This is a genomic window from Mesorhizobium sp. M1163 (assembly GCF_040318415.1).
Taxonomy (GTDB): Bacteria; Pseudomonadota; Alphaproteobacteria; order Rhizobiales; family Rhizobiaceae; genus Mesorhizobium.
Genome location: NZ_JAMYMF010000018.1, coordinates 1 through 17,799, shown reverse-complemented (window position 1 = coordinate 17,799; position 17,799 = coordinate 1). Strand labels below are relative to the sequence as shown.

The 17,799-nt window shown below is 61.7% G+C and carries 18 protein-coding genes, 1 tRNA gene and 1 pseudogene; 9 read left to right on the top strand and 11 right to left on the bottom strand.

Annotation, left to right across the window (positions count from 1 at the left end; genetic code table 11):
- Window positions 1–21: 21 nt before the first annotated feature.
- A complete protein-coding gene (locus NKH43_RS17965; RefSeq protein WP_352859221.1) occupies window positions 22–597 on the bottom strand; it encodes an FMN-dependent NADH-azoreductase in 576 nt (191 codons plus the stop codon).
- Window positions 598–706: 109 nt separating this feature from the next.
- Here NKH43_RS17965 and NKH43_RS17960 point away from each other — a divergent pair, with 109 nt between their 5' ends.
- A complete protein-coding gene (locus NKH43_RS17960) occupies window positions 707–1,663 on the top strand; it encodes a LysR family transcriptional regulator (RefSeq protein WP_352639934.1) in 957 nt (318 codons plus the stop codon).
- Here the strand turns inward: NKH43_RS17960 and NKH43_RS17955 are convergent.
- On the bottom strand, window positions 1,623–2,222 hold the full coding sequence (locus NKH43_RS17955) for a TetR/AcrR family transcriptional regulator (protein WP_352859220.1): 600 nt from the start codon (window positions 2,220–2,222) through the stop codon (window positions 1,623–1,625). The genes NKH43_RS17960 and NKH43_RS17955 overlap by 41 nt on opposite strands.
- Window positions 2,223–2,288: 66 nt before the next feature.
- Here NKH43_RS17955 and NKH43_RS17950 point away from each other — a divergent pair.
- A pseudogene (locus NKH43_RS17950) lies at window positions 2,289–2,713 on the top strand (VOC family protein).
- On the opposite strand, the gene NKH43_RS17945 reads toward NKH43_RS17950, so the two are convergent.
- Window positions 2,710–3,660, bottom strand: coding sequence for a S1C family serine protease (locus NKH43_RS17945; protein ID WP_352639932.1), 951 nt, complete (start codon window positions 3,658–3,660; stop codon window positions 2,710–2,712). The pseudogene NKH43_RS17950 and the gene NKH43_RS17945 sit on opposite strands and share 4 nt — an antisense overlap.
- A 175-nt stretch (window positions 3,661–3,835) precedes the next feature.
- Here NKH43_RS17945 and NKH43_RS17940 point away from each other — a divergent pair, with 175 nt between their 5' ends.
- Both NKH43_RS17940 and NKH43_RS17935 read left to right on the top strand, forming a co-directional pair.
- Window positions 3,836–4,708, top strand: a complete 873-nt coding sequence (locus NKH43_RS17940; protein ID WP_023719328.1) for a S1C family serine protease — start codon at window positions 3,836–3,838, stop codon at window positions 4,706–4,708.
- Between the two features lie 7 nt (window positions 4,709–4,715).
- Window positions 4,716–5,348 carry a helix-turn-helix transcriptional regulator gene (locus NKH43_RS17935; protein ID WP_352859218.1) on the top strand — a complete coding sequence of 211 codons (633 nt, stop codon included), beginning with the start codon at window positions 4,716–4,718 and terminating at the stop codon, window positions 5,346–5,348.
- A 7-nt stretch (window positions 5,349–5,355) separates the two neighbouring features.
- On the opposite strand, the gene NKH43_RS17930 is transcribed toward NKH43_RS17935, so the two are convergent.
- Together NKH43_RS17930 and NKH43_RS17925 are read right to left on the bottom strand one after the other, a co-directional pair.
- Window positions 5,356–5,745, bottom strand: coding sequence for a type II toxin-antitoxin system VapC family toxin (locus tag NKH43_RS17930; protein WP_352859216.1), 390 nt, complete (start codon window positions 5,743–5,745; stop codon window positions 5,356–5,358).
- Window positions 5,742–6,008 (bottom strand): type II toxin-antitoxin system VapB family antitoxin, encoded by a 267-nt coding sequence (locus tag NKH43_RS17925; protein ID WP_023719325.1) that lies wholly within the window; start codon window positions 6,006–6,008, stop codon window positions 5,742–5,744. Before NKH43_RS17925 ends, NKH43_RS17930 begins: the two co-directional genes overlap by 4 nt.
- A gap of 198 nt (window positions 6,009–6,206) precedes the next feature.
- Here NKH43_RS17925 and NKH43_RS17920 point away from each other — a divergent pair, with 198 nt between their 5' ends.
- Entirely contained in the window at window positions 6,207–7,073 is an 867-nt protein-coding gene (locus NKH43_RS17920) for an SDR family oxidoreductase (protein WP_352859341.1), read from the top strand.
- A gap of 54 nt (window positions 7,074–7,127) precedes the next feature.
- On the opposite strand, the gene NKH43_RS17915 is transcribed toward NKH43_RS17920, so the two are convergent.
- Window positions 7,128–7,643 (bottom strand): TIGR00645 family protein, encoded by a 516-nt coding sequence (locus tag NKH43_RS17915; protein WP_352859214.1) that lies wholly within the window; start codon window positions 7,641–7,643, stop codon window positions 7,128–7,130.
- A 237-nt stretch (window positions 7,644–7,880) separates the two neighbouring features.
- A complete protein-coding gene (locus NKH43_RS17910) occupies window positions 7,881–9,164 on the bottom strand; it encodes an OmpA family protein (protein WP_348633220.1) in 1,284 nt (427 codons plus the stop codon).
- Here NKH43_RS17910 and NKH43_RS17905 point away from each other — a divergent pair.
- The 3 genes from NKH43_RS17905 to NKH43_RS17895 all read left to right on the top strand — a co-directional run bounded on the left by NKH43_RS17905 (window position 9,129) and on the right by NKH43_RS17895 (window position 11,357).
- Complete coding sequence (locus NKH43_RS17905; protein ID WP_352859212.1) at window positions 9,129–9,821, top strand: hypothetical protein; 693 nt, start codon at window positions 9,129–9,131, stop codon at window positions 9,819–9,821. The two genes, NKH43_RS17910 and NKH43_RS17905, sit on opposite strands and share 36 nt — an antisense overlap.
- A gap of 482 nt (window positions 9,822–10,303) precedes the next feature.
- On the top strand, window positions 10,304–10,750 hold the full coding sequence (locus NKH43_RS17900; RefSeq protein WP_023719321.1) for a YcgN family cysteine cluster protein: 447 nt from the start codon (window positions 10,304–10,306) through the stop codon (window positions 10,748–10,750).
- 247 nt (window positions 10,751–10,997) lie between these two features.
- Window positions 10,998–11,357, top strand: a complete 360-nt coding sequence (locus NKH43_RS17895) for a hypothetical protein (RefSeq protein WP_023719320.1) — start codon at window positions 10,998–11,000, stop codon at window positions 11,355–11,357.
- 136 nt (window positions 11,358–11,493) lie between these two features.
- Here the strand turns inward: NKH43_RS17895 and NKH43_RS17890 are convergent, their stop codons facing one another.
- Window positions 11,494–12,204: an SIMPL domain-containing protein gene (locus NKH43_RS17890; protein ID WP_352859210.1), complete on the bottom strand. Its 711-nt coding sequence runs from the start codon at window positions 12,202–12,204 to the stop codon at window positions 11,494–11,496.
- 170 nt (window positions 12,205–12,374) lie between these two features.
- On the opposite strand from NKH43_RS17890, the gene NKH43_RS17885 reads away from it, so the two are divergent.
- Window positions 12,375–12,450, top strand: a tRNA-Ile gene (locus tag NKH43_RS17885).
- A gap of 21 nt (window positions 12,451–12,471) precedes the next feature.
- On the opposite strand, the gene NKH43_RS17880 is transcribed toward NKH43_RS17885, so the two are convergent.
- From NKH43_RS17880 to NKH43_RS17870, 3 genes are all read right to left on the bottom strand, one after another.
- A complete protein-coding gene (locus tag NKH43_RS17880; RefSeq protein WP_352623578.1) occupies window positions 12,472–13,689 on the bottom strand; it encodes a tyrosine-type recombinase/integrase in 1,218 nt (405 codons plus the stop codon).
- A 670-nt stretch (window positions 13,690–14,359) separates the two neighbouring features.
- Window positions 14,360–15,673: an HlyD family type I secretion periplasmic adaptor subunit gene (locus NKH43_RS17875; protein WP_352859208.1), complete on the bottom strand. Its 1,314-nt coding sequence runs from the start codon at window positions 15,671–15,673 to the stop codon at window positions 14,360–14,362.
- The gene (locus tag NKH43_RS17870) at window positions 15,648–17,423 is read right to left on the bottom strand and encodes a type I secretion system permease/ATPase (RefSeq protein ID WP_352623590.1); all 1,776 of its coding nucleotides are present in this window, start codon (window positions 17,421–17,423) and stop codon (window positions 15,648–15,650) included. Before NKH43_RS17870 ends, NKH43_RS17875 begins: the two co-directional genes overlap by 26 nt.
- Window positions 17,424–17,799 lie beyond the last annotated feature (376 nt).

The window sequence follows — 17,799 nt, the reverse complement described above, 5'->3', positions numbered from 1 at the left end:
TCAATTCAAACGATGCTGGCTTTACGCCGCGGCGGCGACGCGCTCGGCGCTTCCGGTTGCAGCCACAATGGCGTCGACCTTGGTCGAGGCCTTGGCCAGCGCTGCTGCTACCGCATCGGCGCCCATGCCGACTCCTTCGATGCGGATGACCTCCACATCGGTCATGCCGAGAAAGCCGAGCACGCTGCGCAGGTAGGGAATGGCATGATCGAACTGCACGGCTGCACCTTCGGAATAGATGCCGCCCGAGGCCAGCACGATATAGACTTTCTTGCCGGTGACGAGGCCTTTCGGGCCAGCATCGCCATAAGCAAAGGTTTTGCCGGAGCGGGCGACGTGGTCGACCCAGGATTTCAGCGTCGACGAGATGTTGAAGTTGATGAAGCCAGTGGCGAGAATGACGGTGTCGGCCGCAAACAGCTCGTCCAGTACAGTATCGGAAACGCCGACGACCTCAGCCTGGCGCTGGGTGCGCGCTTCGGCCGGCGTATAGATGCCGGTCGAATAGTCGGGGTCGATATGCGGCAGCGGGTTGGCGACGCGGGTCGAGTGCGAGGCGGCGCCGCGTGGGCTGGATGTGACAAGAAGGATGGACATGGTGACTCTCCAGGGTTGGATTAAAATCTCCCGGCAAATATGTGTGCGCAGACCCATTTGAAAAACTGGCATATTTTGTATATGATCCATCTAAATTGTGGATTGAAAGATGCAGCCCAACCCGACGCTTGACCAACTGCAGATCCTGGTTGCGGTGGCCGACACCGGTTCCTTCTCGGCTGCCGGCCGTAAGCTCAACCGCGCGCAGTCGGTCATCAGCTACGCCATTGCCAACCTCGAAGCGCAGCTTGGGCTGAAGCTGTTTGAGCGTGAGGGCACGCGTGAGCCGCAACTGACCGATGTCGGCAAGGCGACGCTGGAAGATGCGCGGCGCATGGTCGGCGTGCTGCAACGCATCCGCTCGCGTATCGACGGATATCGGCAGGGATTGGAGGCGGAAGTTGCGCTGTCGGTCGACGTGACGCTACCGTCGCCGGTGCTGGTTCGGGTGCTAAAGGCATTCGAGGTGCAGTTTCCGGCCGTGACACTGCGTCTGCATATCGGCTCGCTTGGCCTTATCCTCGATCATGTTGTCGGCGGACAGGCCGATCTCGGCATCGGAGGGCTTCTGGGCGAGGCGGACGTGAATCTGCTGCGCATCGGTTTCTTCTCCCTGGTGCCGGCCGCAGCGCCTGATCACCCGCTGGCGCTGCTGCCCAGACCAGTGGCGCTGGAGGATGTCCGCGAACACATCCAACTGGTCGTCTCGGACCAGTCCGAGCGTACGCGCGGGCGCGACTATGGCGTCTTCGCCTACCGCACTTGGCGGCTGACGGATGTGCGCACCAAGCACGTGCTGATGCGCGAGGGGCTGGGCTGGGGCGGGCTGCCGCGATGGCTGATTGCCGATGATCTGGCGAACGGCCGGCTCGTCGAACTCGATCTCGAGCCTTACAGCGAAGTCCGCTCGCCGCTTTATGCCATGCACCGCGCCGATCGCAGCCCGAAACCGGCGGCCGCCTGGCTGATCGATCAGTTCAAGCGCCAGCTTGGTTGTTTCAACGAATTCGAGCCGGGTGAGGTGCCTAAGGAGGAGCCGGAGACAGACCGTCGATCAGCGCGATGAGAACGGCGCGATAGTCTTCGATCGATGCTCCAGCTTCAATGGCGAGCGCTGCGCGGTCGAAGGCAGCGGCGAGCAAAGCGGTCAGTGCTTCCACAGGCAATCTCGTCATAGAGTGCGAGCGCATCGCGGCAACAAGGCCCTCACGCAGCGAACGGTTGCCATGGCGATTGTCGATCGCATCCATGGCGGCGCGGCCGAGCACGGCGGGGCCATCAAGCAGCAAGAGCCGAGTTCGGCCGGGGGCGCGCATGGCAGCCAGATAGGCATCCGAGCCGGCAATCAGCGCATCGCGGGCAAATAGCGAAGGCGGCGACGCGCGTTCGATCTCTTCCGCCACGGCTTGCGCCTCCTGTTCGACCACAGCGGCAAACAGCGCCTGCTTGTCTGCAAAGTGATGATAAAGCGCGCCGCGCGTTACGCCGGCAGCGGCGACGATCTCGGGTGTGCTGGTCTCGGCATAGGATTTTTCGGTGAACAGTTTTCGCGCCGCGGCGATGAGCTCGGCGCGTGTCGCTTCGGTGCGATCACGGTTGGAGCGGCGAGCGGATCGCTGTAGCATACATTCAGCCTGTATGTTAGTTACATTTACATGCAGATTGTATGTTGTTCGCCGGGAGAAGGAAAGATGAGGACGACGAGCTATTATCCGGTGCTGATGACGGGCGATGTTGCCGGCACTGCAGCCTTTTATGTCGCGCATTTCGGCTTCAAGCCGCTGTTCGAGGCCGACTGGTACATCCATCTGCGCTCAGCCGAAGATCGCCGCGTCAACCTCGGCATCGTCCAGGGCGATCATGAGACGATCCCGGAGGAGGGGCGGGGCCGCGCGTCTGGCGTGCTGATCAATTTCGAGGTCAGGGACCCGAAGCCGTCTATGAGCGGATCACCGCCGCCGGCCTGCCGATCCTGCTAACGCTGCGCGACGAACCCTTCGGCCAGCGCCATTTCATCACCAAGGATCCCAACGGCGTGCTGATCGACGTGATCAGGCCGATCCCGCCGAGCCCGGAATTCCTGGCGCAATATGCGCAGGGTGCTGCAGCGAGCTAGCTTGCCCTCGCCAACGGCATCACCGTGACCTGGGCAATGCCGGAGCGGCGCACCACCGTGCACAGTGTCTCGCGGCCGATGCGCTCGGCGTCGAGCATGCGCACAAGATCGTCGACGCCGGTGACCGGGCGGCCGTCGATGGCGGCAATAATGTCGCCTTCCCTGAGGCCGGCCTTGTCCGCCGGGCTGTTCTTCTCGACGCTGCGCAGGCGCACCGCCGTGCTGCTCGACACTTGCGACAAGAGTGCTGCGCGGCGCGGCAGGTTGGTGGTGTCGGCGGAAACGCCGATGAAGGCGCGGCGCACGCGGCCGAAGCGGATGATCTCCGAGATGACGAAATTGGCGGTGTTGGAGGCAACCGCGAACGCGATGCCTTGCGCTCCGTGGATCATCGCGGTGTTGACGCCGATCACCTCGCCGGCCGAGGACACCAGCGGTCCGCCGGAATTGCCGGGGTTGAGCGCGGCGTCAGTCTGGATGACGTCGTCGATCAGCCGGCCGGTGGAGGCACGCATCGAGCGGCCGAGCGCCGAGACGACGCCGGTGGTGACGGTCCATTCGAAGCCGAGCGGGTTGCCGATGGCAATTGCAATCTGGCCGCGCCTCAAACGCTTGGAATCGCCAAGCGGCGCAACGTCGGCAAAGTTGCCGTCGGCGCGCACCAGCGCAATGTCGGTGTCGGGGTCGCGGCCGAGCACGCGGCCTTCCCTGGAGGCGCCGTCCGGCATCGACACGCGCACACTGCGCGCATCGCCGACGACGTGGAAGTTGGTGACGACCAGCCCGTCCGGCGTGATGACGAAGCCTGAGCCATGGCCGCCCGGGCCACCGACACGCTCGATGCGGCAGACGGCGGGCCCGATGCGGTCGACGGCATCGGCGACCGTCGCCGAATAGGCATCGAGAAGGGCATCGTCATATTGCAATTGCTGGGCGGGCAGGGCCATCTGCGGGGCTCCGTAGCTTTTGGAACAAGATGAACAATGCCTATATGTGCGGAGCGGCCGGACCGGCCGCGACCTGACCAGATGGCCAGTCAAACGCCCAACTAGCCGTCAGGCGAGTATCCGCCAACGCCCTGCCGGGCGATATCTGGGTCACGAGGAACCCAGGAGACAAATCATGAGCGATTTCAATCTGAGCACATTTTCCGACGCCATTGCCGACATCGCCGCAGCCGCGGCTCCAGCGACGGCCAGCTTCGCGACGCACCACCACCGCACGTCTACCGCTTTCCACTGGCAGGACGGCTATTTCGTCACTGCCGAGGAGGCGGTCGAGGCCGGCGAGGAGATCGAGCTGACGTTTCCTTCGGGCGAAACCGTCAAGGCCGAGCTGGTCGGCCGCGACCCGTCCACCGGCACGGCCGTTTTGAAACCCACCGGCGCACCAAGCGTGCCGTCCCTGGTGAAGGCGGATGCAGTGCGGCCGGGCAATCTGGCGATCGTCGCGGGCAATAGCGACGGCACCTCGCTCGCTACCTTCGGCACGGTCGGCGAGGTCGGCCCGGCCTGGCGTTCAATGCGCGGCGGCACGATCGACCGGCGCATCAACCTTGCCGTCAATGCCGGCGGCCGTTTCGAGGGCGGCCCTGTACTCGACGCCAAGGGCGGACTGATCGGCATGCTGCTGTTCGGGCCACGCCGGCGGGCGCTGGTCATGCCTTACGAAACGATCGAGCGGGCAGTCACGACGCTGCGCGAGAAGGGTCATGTGGCGAGGGGCTATCTTGGTGCCGGCCTGCATCCGGTCCGCAATGGTGATACACAGGGCGCCATGGTGATGAGCCTTGACGATAGCGGCCCGGCGAAAGCCGCCGGTCTCAGTCTCGGCGACATCATCGTATCGTGGAACGCAGAGACGGTGCATGGCCCGCGCGAGCTGATCCGCAAGCTCGGGCCGGACAGCGCCGGTGCCTTGGTGACACTCGGCGTGGTGCGCGGCGGCGAGAACCGTGAGGTCTCACTGACCATCGGTGAAAAACCACTGAGCTGAGGGATAGATGGTAAGCGGTGAGGTCGCTGGCAGACGGCTGACGGTGCTGATCGTGCTCGGTGACGTCGAGCGCGCGCGAAGTCTGTCCGCGGCTCTCGCTGCGACCGATGACCTGCAGCCTTTTCTGGCGGGCGAAGTCGACGGGCGTTGGGCGGCGGATGTCGCCATCGTCGATGATCATGGGGTGCAAGGCGGGCTCGTCGACGCCGCTATGCCTCGGGTGCTGCTATCGTCGCGAGCGGCCGGGGAGCGGCCGGCCGATACAGTGTTTGCCGTGCTGCCGGTGGCAGCGGACGACGTGCTGATCGCCGCTGCGGCGCGGCTGGCGGCGGCTGGCTACCGGATTTGGCGTGACAGCCACGCTCTGTCAGACGGGCACGATTTTACCTTTCATGACAGCGACCGGTTCGACGAGGAACCGAGTAACGAGCAAATCGTCCGGCCGACGCTTTCGCCGCGCGAAAGCGAGGTGCTGGCACTGCTCGCCGAAGGCGCGCCCAACAAGGTCATCGCGCGGCGGCTGAACATCTCCGTGCATACGGCGAAATTCCACGTCGCAGCGATCCTGACGAAGCTCGGTGCCGCCAACCGCACCGATGCGATCGCCATCGCCATGCGGCAGGGCCTGGTGCTGGTCTAGCCGTGGATCAAACAGCCGGTTCGATGTCGGTCAGCCGGAAATCGTCACCCTTGAACAGCAACGGCATGGCTTCGATACGTGCCGCAGCATAGGCAATGCAGTCGCCGAAGTTGAGGGCGGCCGGATGCCGGCCCTTGCCATAGCGCAGGAACGCCTGACGAGCGACCGCGGCGTGATCGGCCGTGAAGGGGATCGTCTCCATCGAGGCGGTGCGCAAAAAAGTTTCGAAGCGATCGATAATCTGGTCCTGCCAGCGGCCGACGAGCACCATTGTCGTTTCAAGCAGTGTCGGTGCCGGAAGCAAACGTCTTTCAGCCTGGGTGATCGCCAAAACGAAGCGGTCGTAACCCGGCTCCGTGCGTAAAATGGCGACCAGCGCCGAGGAATCGATGATCATCGCGTCGGGATACCCAGTTCGTCATAACCGAGAATTTCATCGTCGCTCATCGCGTCTTTGCGCTCCGGTATTCGTGCAGCTCGTTCCGCAATCGCCATCAGACGTTGAAAAAGGTCACCGGTCTCGTCGCGCGGCACAAGCCGCTCGCGCGCAACCTCGCGCTCGAGGCTTTGACGGATGGCCTCCGTCACCGATACCTGGCGCCGGCGGGCGAGCTCACGTGCCAGTTGCTCGACCGCCATATTCTTGATCGATAAGGCCATTTATATATTCTCCCTTTTCGTATAGAATATATACCAACTTGCCCGACAGATTCAACGCGCGCTCCCGCGAAATCCACGACCCTCCGTAGCGTCACACCACCGCTGCGGGTTAAGGGCGCTTGTATCCGCCGGCGGTGCAGGCAAGGATCGCAAGGAGAAAAGATGGTAGAAAAGAGAGTAGCACAGGGAGGGGCGAGGATGTCGCTCAAGGGAAAGACGCTGTTCATCTCTGGCGGGTCACGCGGCATCGGGCTGGCGATTGCGCTGCGCGCCGCGCGCGACGGCGCCAATGTGACGATCGCGGCCAAGACCGCCGAGCCGCATCCGAAGCTGCCGGGGACGATCTACACAGCGGCGCAAGAGATCGAGCGGGCCGGCGGCAAGGCGCTGCCGGCGCTGTGCGACATCCGCGATGAAGCGCAGGTCGCCGAAGCCGTCGCCAAGACCGTGGAGACGTTCGGCGGCATCGATATCTGCATCAACAATGCCAGCGCCATCCAACTCACCGGCACGCTGGAGACCGACATGAAACGCTACGACCTGATGCACCAGATCAACACGCGCGGTACTTTTCTCGTCTCCAAAATGTGCATTCCACACTTGAGGTTGGCGGAAAATCCTCACATTTTGAATCTGGCGCCGCCACTAGACATGAAGGCCAAGTGGTTCAAGAATCATGTCGCCTACACGATGGCGAAGTTCGGCATGTCGATGTGCACGCTGGGCATGAGCGCCGAGTTCGCTAGGGATGGCATTGCGGTCAATTCGCTCTGGCCGATCTCGACCATCGACACGGCGGCGGTGCGCAACCTCCTGGGCGGGGCGACGGTGGCGACGATGAGCCGTTCGCCCGACATCATGGCCGATGCCGCACACGCCATCCTGGTCAGGCCGTCGCGCGGGGCAACCGGTAATTTCTACATCGACGAAGAAGTGCTGCGCGCCGAAGGCGTCAGCGATTTCTCAGCCTATGCGCCGGGCGCGACAGGCCCGCTCGCCGGCGACTTTTTTGTGCCGGACGAGGTGTTCGAGCGGACTGATACCAAAATCAAAGGTATTTACTGATGGAAAGCATCTAGCTGACAGGCGTATCTCTTAAAGACCGGCACAGACGCGTGCTCAGCCTTCGGCTTTCTTGGCTTTGCCAAGACCCATCAGCCGGTCGATATAGGCAAGCATCAGTGCCGACAGAACGAAGGCCAGATGAATGATGGTCAGCCACATCAGCTGGCCGGTCGTGTAGGACACCGAGTTCAGGAAAACCTGCAAGAGGTGGATCGAGGAGATGGCGACGATTGTCGAGGCGACCTTGACCTTCAGCGAGCCGACATCGATCGTGCCCAGCCAATGCACCTTGCCGTCATTTTCATCGAAGCGGCTTACGAAGTTTTCGTAGCCCGAGATGATCACCATCACCACCAGTGAGGCGACCAGCGCGGCGTCGATGAGGCCGAGGATCTTCAGGATGGTATCGGTGTCGTCGAGCGTGAAGGCCACGGAGACAAACTCGAACAGCTTCTTGCCGAAGGACACGGCATAGATGGCAAGCGCCGCGCCCAGTCCGAGATAGAAGACGACCAGCAGCCAGCGCGAGGCGAGAATGATCGATTCGATGGCGAGTTCGAGGCGCTTCATGCGGCGATTCCGGGCTCCGTTGTCGGAGTGCCGTATTTCGGGCAGGCTGCGGCGGTTTGCAAGGTTCTAAAAAACGAAACCCCGCCGGGGAGGGGAACCGGCGGGGCTCGTGTGTCCCGCTGGAGTCGGGACGGGGCAGGGACGCCCTTTCCAAAATTTGGGATTGGTGACCTCACGTTTCAAGATTGGTGACCGCGCGATTCAATGGTTGATCGGATCGCGCGGTTCACATTCCGCTTATTGGGCGCTGGCCACTGGCGCCACCAGCGAGGTGATGCGGCGGATAGCGACGCGGCGGTTCTCACGGTTGGGTCCCGACGTGTCTACCTTGAGATACTCCTCGCCATAGCCCTGTGTCGTCAGGTTCTCCGGTGGGATGCCGAAGGCATTGGTCAAGGCTTCGGCGACTGCCTCGGCGCGGCGGTCGGACAATGCAAGGTTCGCTTCCGGCTTGCCGACTGCATCCGTGTGGCCTTCGATCAGGAAGGTCTCGGCCGGGTTTTTCTTCAGCAGCTTGTCCATGGCGTTGGCAACACCCTCCAGCTTCTGGACCTCGGTGTCGGAAATCGAAGCCGAACCGAATTCGAAGTTGAGCGTATCGAGGTCGATGCGGCGGGCAATGTCGCGCACGCGGGCCGAGCGTTTGACCTCGTCGATCGAATAGAGGCGCTGGACCTTCTCCACCGGCGGTCGTTCGAGGAAGGTGTAGTAGTCGTCCGGATCCTCGACCTCTTCGGAATCCAGAATGTATTCCTCTTGCGGGATGGTAAGGCGCATCGGCGGCAGGTCGTCGCCCGGGTCGCGCCAGTCTGCATCATCGTCATAGTTCCGCTCGTCGACATAGCTCAGCACATATTCGCGTCCGTCAGGCGCGATGCGTGAACGCTGGATCACGTCGCCGTAGCGGTTGCGGATGGTGACGATCCGGAAACCGTTGTCACGCTCCACGATTTCCCGGGTGCGATCGCCCGACAGGTCCTCATAATAGACATTCCTGGCGCCGCGGTGCATACGCGGGGCGTCGCTGCTTTCGACGAACGTCTGGTTGTTGAACTGGAGGATGACGCGGTCGCCGAATTCCCTGAGGACATTGGTGCCTTGCGGGCGCCGACGACGACGAACATCCTCGAAATCGGCTGAGCGCTCGACGCGCTTACCTTTTTCCTCGGTCACGGGAGCGATCTTTTCAGGTTTGATCTCCTGCTGCGCTGCCCGGTCGTCGGTCGGGGGCGGCCCCTGGTCGACCGGAGCCGGTTTCGAGACTTCCGCCTGGTTGCCGTTCTCCTCGACGGGCTGGTTGCCTTCCTGACCACCCGTTTTGCCGCCATTTTGGCGACCCGCGTTTTGGCCGCCTTGGTCCTTGCCGTGCCTGCGCCTGACATCCTTCTGACTGTCCAGTATGGGCGCCTCGTTCGGGTTGGCCGCGGCTTCGCCCGAAGCAGGGGGCCCACCCTCGGCGGGTGCTGCCTGTTCGCCGGTGGCGGGTTGCTCACCGGTTGCGGGCTGCTGTTCGCCTGTCACCGGCTCTTCCCCAACGGGCTTCTTGCCGCGTTTCTTCGTCTGGTCCTGGGGCTGTTCGGCTTGAGCAGGAGCGGCTTGCTTGTCGGTTGGACGTGGCTCGGCCTGTGGGAGAGCCGGCGCCGCCTGCTGGTCCTGCTTATTCTTCCTCTTGCGCGGATTGCCCTGCTCGTTGTCGTTTGCAGGGGCAACCTGCTCGGCCGGCTGTTCAGCAGGTGCGGCTTCCTGCTGTTGCTGGTCGCGCTTCTTCCTGCGCTGCTTGAGCTGCTGCTGAACGTCGTTCGCGGGCGCAGCCTGCTCGGCCGGCTGTTCAGCAGGTGCGGCTTCCTGCTGTTGCTGGTCGCGCTTCTTCCTGCGCGGCTTGAGCTGCTGCTGATCGTCGCTCGCGGGCGCAGCTTGCTCGGCCGGCTGTTCAGCAGGTGCGGCTTCCCGCTGTTGCTGGTCGCGCTTCTTCCTGCGCGGCTTGATCTGCTGATCGTCATTCGCGGGTGCAGCCTGCTCGGCCGGCTGTTCGGCTTCGATCTGCTGTTGCTGCCTCTTTTTCCTGCGTTGATTGCCCTGCTCCTCTCCGCCCGAGGGCGCGAGTTGTTCGGCGGGCGCGGATTCGGTCTGTTGCTGCTCGCGCTTGTTCCGGCGCGGCTTTTGCTCGGACTCGCCTGATTGTTCGGCGGGTGCTTCGGTTCGCTCCTGCCGTTCGCGCCTCTTGCCGGGCTTCTGTTCCGGCTCCGCCTGCCCGCCTTGGGCACAGGCTTCGGCCGACTCGCCTTCGGCGCAATTCGACTGCGCCGGGATAAGCACTGCGCTGTTCCGAGCGGGGCCGAATGCGGCGCTGCCTGGCAGCGGGAACGCGCCTAACGGCGCGGACGCCATCAACAGGCCAAGCGCCGTGCCTGCCAGAATCCGTGGTTGGCGTTTCATCATAAACACTCCTTGTGGCGTCCCATCCCTGCCCAAACTTTCAGCAACCATGTTTGGTTCCTGTTTGTAGGTCTTAGCGGTGGCACAGGGCGATTGACCGGCGTTTTGAAGGCGACTTCATGTCATTCGTATGGTCTTGGCGTATGGTCCCGGCGTATTGTTCGGACGAGGGTGCATGGGTTGCTGCGCTTGACCTTGACGCCTCCGAGGTCCACATGCCGACGATGGAAAAGCCGTTCTGGAAAACCAAGACGCTGGAGGCGATGACCCCGGCCGAGTGGGAATCGCTCTGCGACGGCTGTGGCAAATGCTGCCTGTCCAAACTCGAAGACGAGGACACCGGAGATATCTACTGGACCAGCGTCGGCTGCCGGCTGTTCGACGCTGGAAGCTGCCGCTGCTCCGATTATACCAACCGGCTGGCGCGTGTTCCGGATTGCGTCGGGCTGACGCCGCAGAATGTGCGCACCATCAGCTGGCTGCCCAAGACCTGCGCTTACCGGTTGGTTGCCGAGGGCCGCGATCTCTATTGGTGGCACAGGCTGGTGTCGGGAAGCGACGAGACTGTGCACGAGGCCGGCATCTCGATGCGCGGCCGGGTCAGCGCCAGCGAGACGGAGCTTGCCGAGCCGGAGGATTATTTCGACCATATGCTTGCAGACGAGCCTTAGGATTTACTCCGGAATCGAGGACCCAGAACCGACAGCAAAACGGACGTTGCCTATCCGCCCATGCCGGTCCACCCTATGTAGGACCGCCGTCCATAGCACCGGTTCCGGAAGCGAGAGACTATCCCGGTTCTGCCGCATGAACCGGAGATGAACGGCCGGTTCGCAAAAAATTCAGACAGGCGGGTGCATTCTCCTCCCATCGGTTCGACGAAAACGGGTGGAAACCCTCAAACAAGGAGAGAAGACAATGTTCAACACCATCAAGACGGCTGCTCTTTCGGCTCTTGTCGGCCTTGGCACGCTTGCTGCCATCCCAGCCCATGCAGACAGTATCTATCTCGGCTTCGGCAACAACCAAGATCCGCGCGTCGGCGTCTATACCGGCGACGAAGATGATGGTTACTATCGCGAACACCGCCGTGAGCGCAACTGGCGCCGCTCCTGTTCGCCGGAGCGTGCCCTCGACAAGGCCGAACGTATGGGCCTGCGCCGCGCCCGCATCGTCGACATCAACCGCCGCACGGTCAAGGTCGCTGGCCGCCAGTACGGCGACCGCGTGGTGATCGTATTCGCCAACGAGCGCGGTTGTCCGATTATCTATCGCTAAGCCCGTCGAAGCTTTGCGGCCGGCGTCTTTCAGTCGGTAAAGTAGCGGAGCCTCTTTCCGCCAGGACGGAAAGGTGCGGCTCGAAAACCCCGGAGGATCGGTCCTCCGGGGTTTTTTTATGTGCTGCGATCGACGATCACTTCAGTTCGAAAGTCACCGTCACCTGCGCGGTATAGGAATTCTCGCCGGCCTGCACGGGGACCGATGCGCCGGCCGCATCGAAAGCCTTGGCGTTGATTGGCATCGGCGGCGGTGCGAAATTCTGGTCGGTGATTTCCAGAACCCGGCCGATGCCGACGCCGGCCGCTTCGGCCAGCGTCTTGGCCTTGGCCATGGCATTGGCGACGGCCTTCTTGCGCGCTTCAGTGACGGCTGCCGCCGGATCGTCGTTGGAGAAGGAGATGCCGCCGCCCTGGTTGACGCCGAGCGACACCGCCTTGTCGAGAATGTCGCCGGTCTTGTCGATGTCGCGGATGCGCACCGAAAGCGTGTTGGTCACCTGATAGGCGACAAGTTCGGCCTCCTGGCTGCCGTCGGGCTTGTTGGTGTAGTTATAGCGCGGGTTGATCTGGATGCCCGCGGTCTGCAGGTCGCGCTCCTTGATGCCGGACGATTTCGTTGCCGCGATCACCGCGGCCATGGCGTCGTTATTGGCATCGAGCGCGGCACGCGCCGTCTTGGCCTCGCGCATGACGCTGAGCGTCAGCAGAGCCAGATCGGGTGCTATTGCCGCCTCGCCTTCGCCGGTGACGACGATGCGCGGCGGCGGCGGCGAATCGGCGGCGCCGGCGATCGCCGGAAATGCGATTGCGGCGGCAATCGCCAGTGGCAAAATACGTCTGGTCATGAAATCTCCTCGATCTGCGATCCCAAGACTGCCGAGTGTCGAGCGGCTCCAATGGGGGACGTGCAATAGGTTATCAATATGGGCTGATTTGGCGGTCTCGGCCAGCCCCCTCGGAAAGCCGTTCTGAAAGCCTTGTGCGTTTCAGGGAAAAACACTAATCCAACGCCGTGGGGCCTGTAGCTCAATGGTTAGAGCCGGCGGCTCATAACCGCTTGGTTGGGGGTTCGAGTCCCTCCGGGCCCACCATTGGCTTTTGTGGCCCTTGATTTAATTGGATTTTTTGGCCATTTTTGTCCCACCTCTTTCAACCCCCTCAGAAAGTGGGACAATTTTGTTCTCTTTTCGATCGATAACCAGCAGGTATTTCGCCGCTCTCGCTACCTTCCGGCGACGCGCTTTCTTGATGTAGTGGTCGGGCTGCTGGTACGTAGTCCACCCATATATCGCCTTCAGCTGCTCGTGCGTCGCGCCGTTCTCAGCGGCGATCGTCGCGCCGGCCTTGCGAATTCCATGAGCACTGCAGTGCGGCAGCTCAGCTTGATCACACCACTGGCGCATCTTGTTGCCCAGACCGTTCTCCGAGAACGGGCGACCATACTCATTGACCAGGAAGGTCATCTGGTCGGAGGGCGTGTGCTCAAGTTCCGCCTCTAGTTCGGGCAGAAGCGGGAGCTCCACCAACACCGCATCCTTGTTACGACTGGTCTTCCCAGGCTTAATTCTGATCCACTTCTCCCACTGCTCGGTCTCCTCGTTGTAGACGAGCGTGATGTGCTGTCGACCGAAGATCGCGACGTCGGACAACCGCAGGCCAGTAAACATGAAGATCGAGAGCGCACGTCTGGCTGCGGTACCCAGCGGATGCCGCTTCTCATATTGAACGATCTCCGACACGTCCCATGGGTGCCAGCCGTCGCCGCTCTTTAGCCGTCTGATGCCGCGGGCGGGATTGGAGTCGACGCCCGGAATCTCTGTGTCCTTTGCCCACTCAAACATCGCGCTGATGGCTTTTACGATATTGTTTGCCGCGCCAAGGGCGTCGAGCCTGGTGTCCCTGATCTCCTTAACATGAGACCGTTTCATACCGGCGAATGGCAGAGATCCCTTGGTGGGATACTGAGGATCCGGGTCACCTTCGAGGGGATGAGGTAATTCGCATACGCGCTCCAGAATTGCTCGTCGGCGCGCCATAGTGTCTTGGGTGATTTCCGTGCCGCCCCGACGGTAATACTCCTGGCAAAGCCACAGCAACGTGCCTTTCTTCGCTGGCTCGGAAGGCTTGGGGAGGCGCCGGCAAATCTCGGGAAGAGTGCCGGGCCGAACATAAGTGACCGCGGCGCGCGCGCACCGCAGTTCCTCGAGGAACTCGTCGCTGCCGGTCGGTTCACGGAGCCGGACCTTCTTCCGACCCGGTGCGCGAAAATAGTACCGATCATTGCCGTGGCGATCAGTGTCCTTCACTACGCCCTTAAGAGCGACCTTCACGGGCTCATCCGTCATGTTCGTGGTTTTCGATCCCAAGGATTGTCTAGTGGCGGCGAATCTTCGTCAAGCTTTGGTGCTCCTCCGATTTGGCGGTGAGGGAGCTTTCGAAACGCCAATACAAGTTCCTCGACGTCCCAAACAATGCGCCCCTTGCTCGGCATTCGTGGCTGCGGCATCCGGCCGTCCTGGACCATTTCATCAAAGGTCGTTGAGCTTACGCCGATGAACGTCGCAGCCTGCTCGCGATTGATTCCTACCGGCGGGAGCGAGGGCGGCAAGACGCTCGGGGTGCGCAGCATCGGTTTAGTGCGTTGAAAGCGCGTCTTTGGCGCCTGCCTGTCTTTCTATGCACCTGTCCGAATATTGCAGACGCTCAATCATGTCCTGGCCCTGTGCTTGCAGGCTCACCCTAGGTCTCCAGACCTAGGATCGCTCAAGACACCGGACTCTTTTCCAGCCTTTGTGTACGATGATGGGTATCTTAATGCGCTCGAGGCCAAGAACTGAATGGGCGGCGACTTGCAAGGGCAAAATGACCGCGGAACCACGTATCTGAGTCAGAGGCGCAATCCAACTGAGGAACGCATGGTTGTGTTTTCAGACGGTTGTGACTCTCATGCATGCGTAACAACCAACAAGAATACCAACAAAATATTTCTGTGGATCACTTTCATTCCTCATGGAATGCGCGACTGATTTGGTCCGACAGCGGCTTCACAAAATAAGAAAGCGCCGTACGCTCGCCCGTCTGGATCATCGCTTCGGCCGGCATGCCGGGCACGAGCGTCAGGTCCTTGAGCTTCGTCAGTTCCGCATGCGGAACCGACAGACGCACCAGGTAATACGAAACGCCGTTTTTTTCGTCCGTCGCCAGATCGGCTGCGATCCGGCTGACATATCCGTTCAATACCGGCGTGGTCCTCAGATTGAAGGCTGACATCCGCAGCACGGCCTTGTGACCAAGCTGGATTTGGTCGATGTCCTTCGGGGTGATTCGTGCTTCAAGCGCAAGATCGTCGCCTTCCGGCACGATTAGCATAATCGGATCGGCGGGCGTGATCACTCCTCCGACCGTATGAACTGCGAGTTGTTGAATGGCGCCTGACTGCGGCGCGACAATATCGATCCGTCGCAGTTCCTGTTCAGCCGCCACCTTGCGCTCAACATACTCCCCAACCTGCGCCTGAACCTCTCTGAGCTCCTGGCCGACTTCCGTCTTGAAATCCGGATCCATCTGCAGGATCTGCAGGCGCGTTTCGGATATGCGGGCTGCCGTCTGTGCCTGATGTGCAATCTTCTCACCGCGTTCGCCGCCGAAAGTGGCAACCTGCGTCTTCAGACTGTTCAAGCGTTGGTCCGAGACAATGCCTTGGTCGCGCAGCCCACTCAAGGCAGCAATTTCCTTTTCGAGAATCTCGGTGCTTTTCTCACAAGCGATTTCCTGCGCCTTGAGCCCCTCGATCTCGTGCTCATATTGAGTGATGCGTTCCGCTAGCTGCGCCTGCCTTCCGTCGCGGGATTGTCTGCGGAATTCGAACAGCCGCGTCTCGCCATGTACTGCCGAAGCTACGTCCGGAACATCTCTGCGGGCGAGCAGCCAGTCCGGGAAGGCGATCTCCGCCAGATCGTCACGCTCAGCTTCGAGTCGTGCCAGGTTGGCGGCCAGCTCATCGAGCCGCTTGGTGACTACAGCGAGAGTGGCGCGCGTCTGGGTGGCGTCGAGCCGCATGAGGATGTCGCCGGCTTTTACTCTATCACCTTCGCTCACCAGGATTTCTCCCACCACCCCGCCGGTCGGGTGCTGCACCTTCTTCACATAGGAATCGACGACAAAGTGTCCGGACGCGACAACCGCGCCGGAGAGATTCGTGAAGGCCGCCCAGGCTCCGGCTCCTCCCACAAAGATCACGCTCGCCAGCAGGCCCGCCACCAGGTGCCGGCGAATGGACCTGGAAACGTCATTGTTCTGATGAATGCCGGACACCGGGATCCTCCATGTCAGCGCGCTCTCCCACGTTATCCTGTGTAGACTCGATGGCCTTGACGCCAGCGCCTGGTGCCATCGCTGCCCTCTTCAAGACTTTGGAAAGCGCTTCATCACGCGCACCGAATGCTCGCTGCCGTCCACCTTCCATGACCAACACAAAATCCACGGCGCGGATGGCGCTCGGCCGATGGGCGACGACAACCGCAATGCCCTTGCGCCCGCGCACGGAGGCGATCGCCTTGACGACCGCAGCCTCGCCTTCCGCATCGAGATTGGCATTGGGTTCATCCAGCACAACAAGGAAAGGATCTCGATAAAGAGCACGGGCAAGACCGATACGCTGGCGCTGCCCGGCGGAAAGTGCCGATCCGGCCTCACCAATCGGAGTTTCGTAGCCGTGCTCAAATCGGAGGATCAGTTCGTGCGTGCCCGCTGCTTTCGCCGCGGTGACAATAGCCTCAGGGTCAGGATTATCTTCAAAACGAGCGATGTTTTCGGCAATGGTGCCGTCGAACAGTTCAACACCTTGCGGCAAATAGCCGATATGACGGCCTAGCGCTTCCCGGTCCCATTGATCGAGGCTTGCGCTGTCGATGCGAACCTTTCCGGCGACCGGCGTCCATGCGCCGACGATGGCGCGCGAGAGTGTCGACTTGCCCGAACCCGATGCACCGATGATCCCGAGTGCGCTTCCCGCCTGAACGGCAAACGCAAGGCCGGTCACGGTCGGCTTCCTTTCGCCGGGCGGAACGATTGTCACGCCTTCGAGGCGGAGTTCGCGTTCAGGTGCAGGCATTGGCATAACAGGAGCGGTTTCAGGAACCTTTCCCAGGAGGTCCTCCAGCCGCGCCCAACCCTGGCGCGCCATGAGGAAGGGTTTCCAGCTTGAAATGGCCAGATCGACCGGAGCCAGCGCACGCCCCATCATGATCGAACTTGCAATCATGACCCCGGCCTTAGCCTCCTGCCTGATCACAAGGTACGCGCCGACGGCAAGAATGGCCGATTGCAGCAGCACGCGCAGCGACTTTGAAATGGCACCCAGCCCACCTGCCACGTCCCCGGCTTTCCGGCTGGCGGCCAGATACTTGGCATTGGCCTTGTGCCATCGGGCAGCGATCCGCTTTCCCAGACCGAGAGCTTGCACGACCTCGGCATTGCAACGCGCTGCTTGCAGTAGACCATTGCGTACCATGTTGTGGTCAATGGTATCGCGTATCGACCCTTGCGAGAGAGTGTTGGTAAGGAGTGTCAGAGATGTGAGACCGATCGCCCCGACAAGTGCCGTCATGCCGATCCAGAAATGAAAGAGGAAGCAAATGCCAAGATAAAGCAGCATCCATGGCAGATCGAAGAACGCTGTCGGGCCGTTTCCACCTAAGAATCCGCGAACATTGTCGAGATCGCGTAGCGGCTGCAAGCCGTCGCCCGGCATGCGCGTTGAAAGCGGAAGGCGAACGATCGCATCGTGAACGCGTCCGGAAAACTGTTCATCGAAACGCTCGCCAATCCGCAGCAGCACGCGCGCGCGCAAAATGTCGAGCAGGCACTGGAACGCATAAAGCCCTGTAGCAAGCACGACGAGCCCCACTAGCGTCGATACGCTGCCACTTGCCAGAACGCGGTCGTAGACCTGAAGCATGAACACCGGCGAGATCAGCGCAAGCACGTTCACCACGCCGCTGATCAACAGAATTCCCCAAATAGCGGAAGTCAGAGGGAAAGGTCTCAAAGCTGAATCCTTCAAGGAATGGTTACTCACGTAGGTCTCCGTGAGGATCTGGCGACCCAGCTCCCTATATTGCTCCCCGAGCGGCGACCGACTGCATCCGCTCGCTGATTCAGGATCAGTGCTCCCGCCGAATATGTTTGGTTTGGCATCTAATGGAGCGGGTCAACAACAACACCGTCCGGCTGAAGGTTTGGAAGGGCAACGTCATCGTGGCCGGCCGCAAGGGCCCGAACAGGCTTCCGCCTCCACGCCTTCAGGGAGATTTCGGTGTACGACCAGCGCGACGTGCAGGGCTTCGTCAAGCTGTACACGCTGCGACTGCTCCCGGGCGCCCCGGCCCATCGCAAGTAGCGGAAACGGAAAGCGCCCGCCCAGGGGGGCGGGGCGCTGT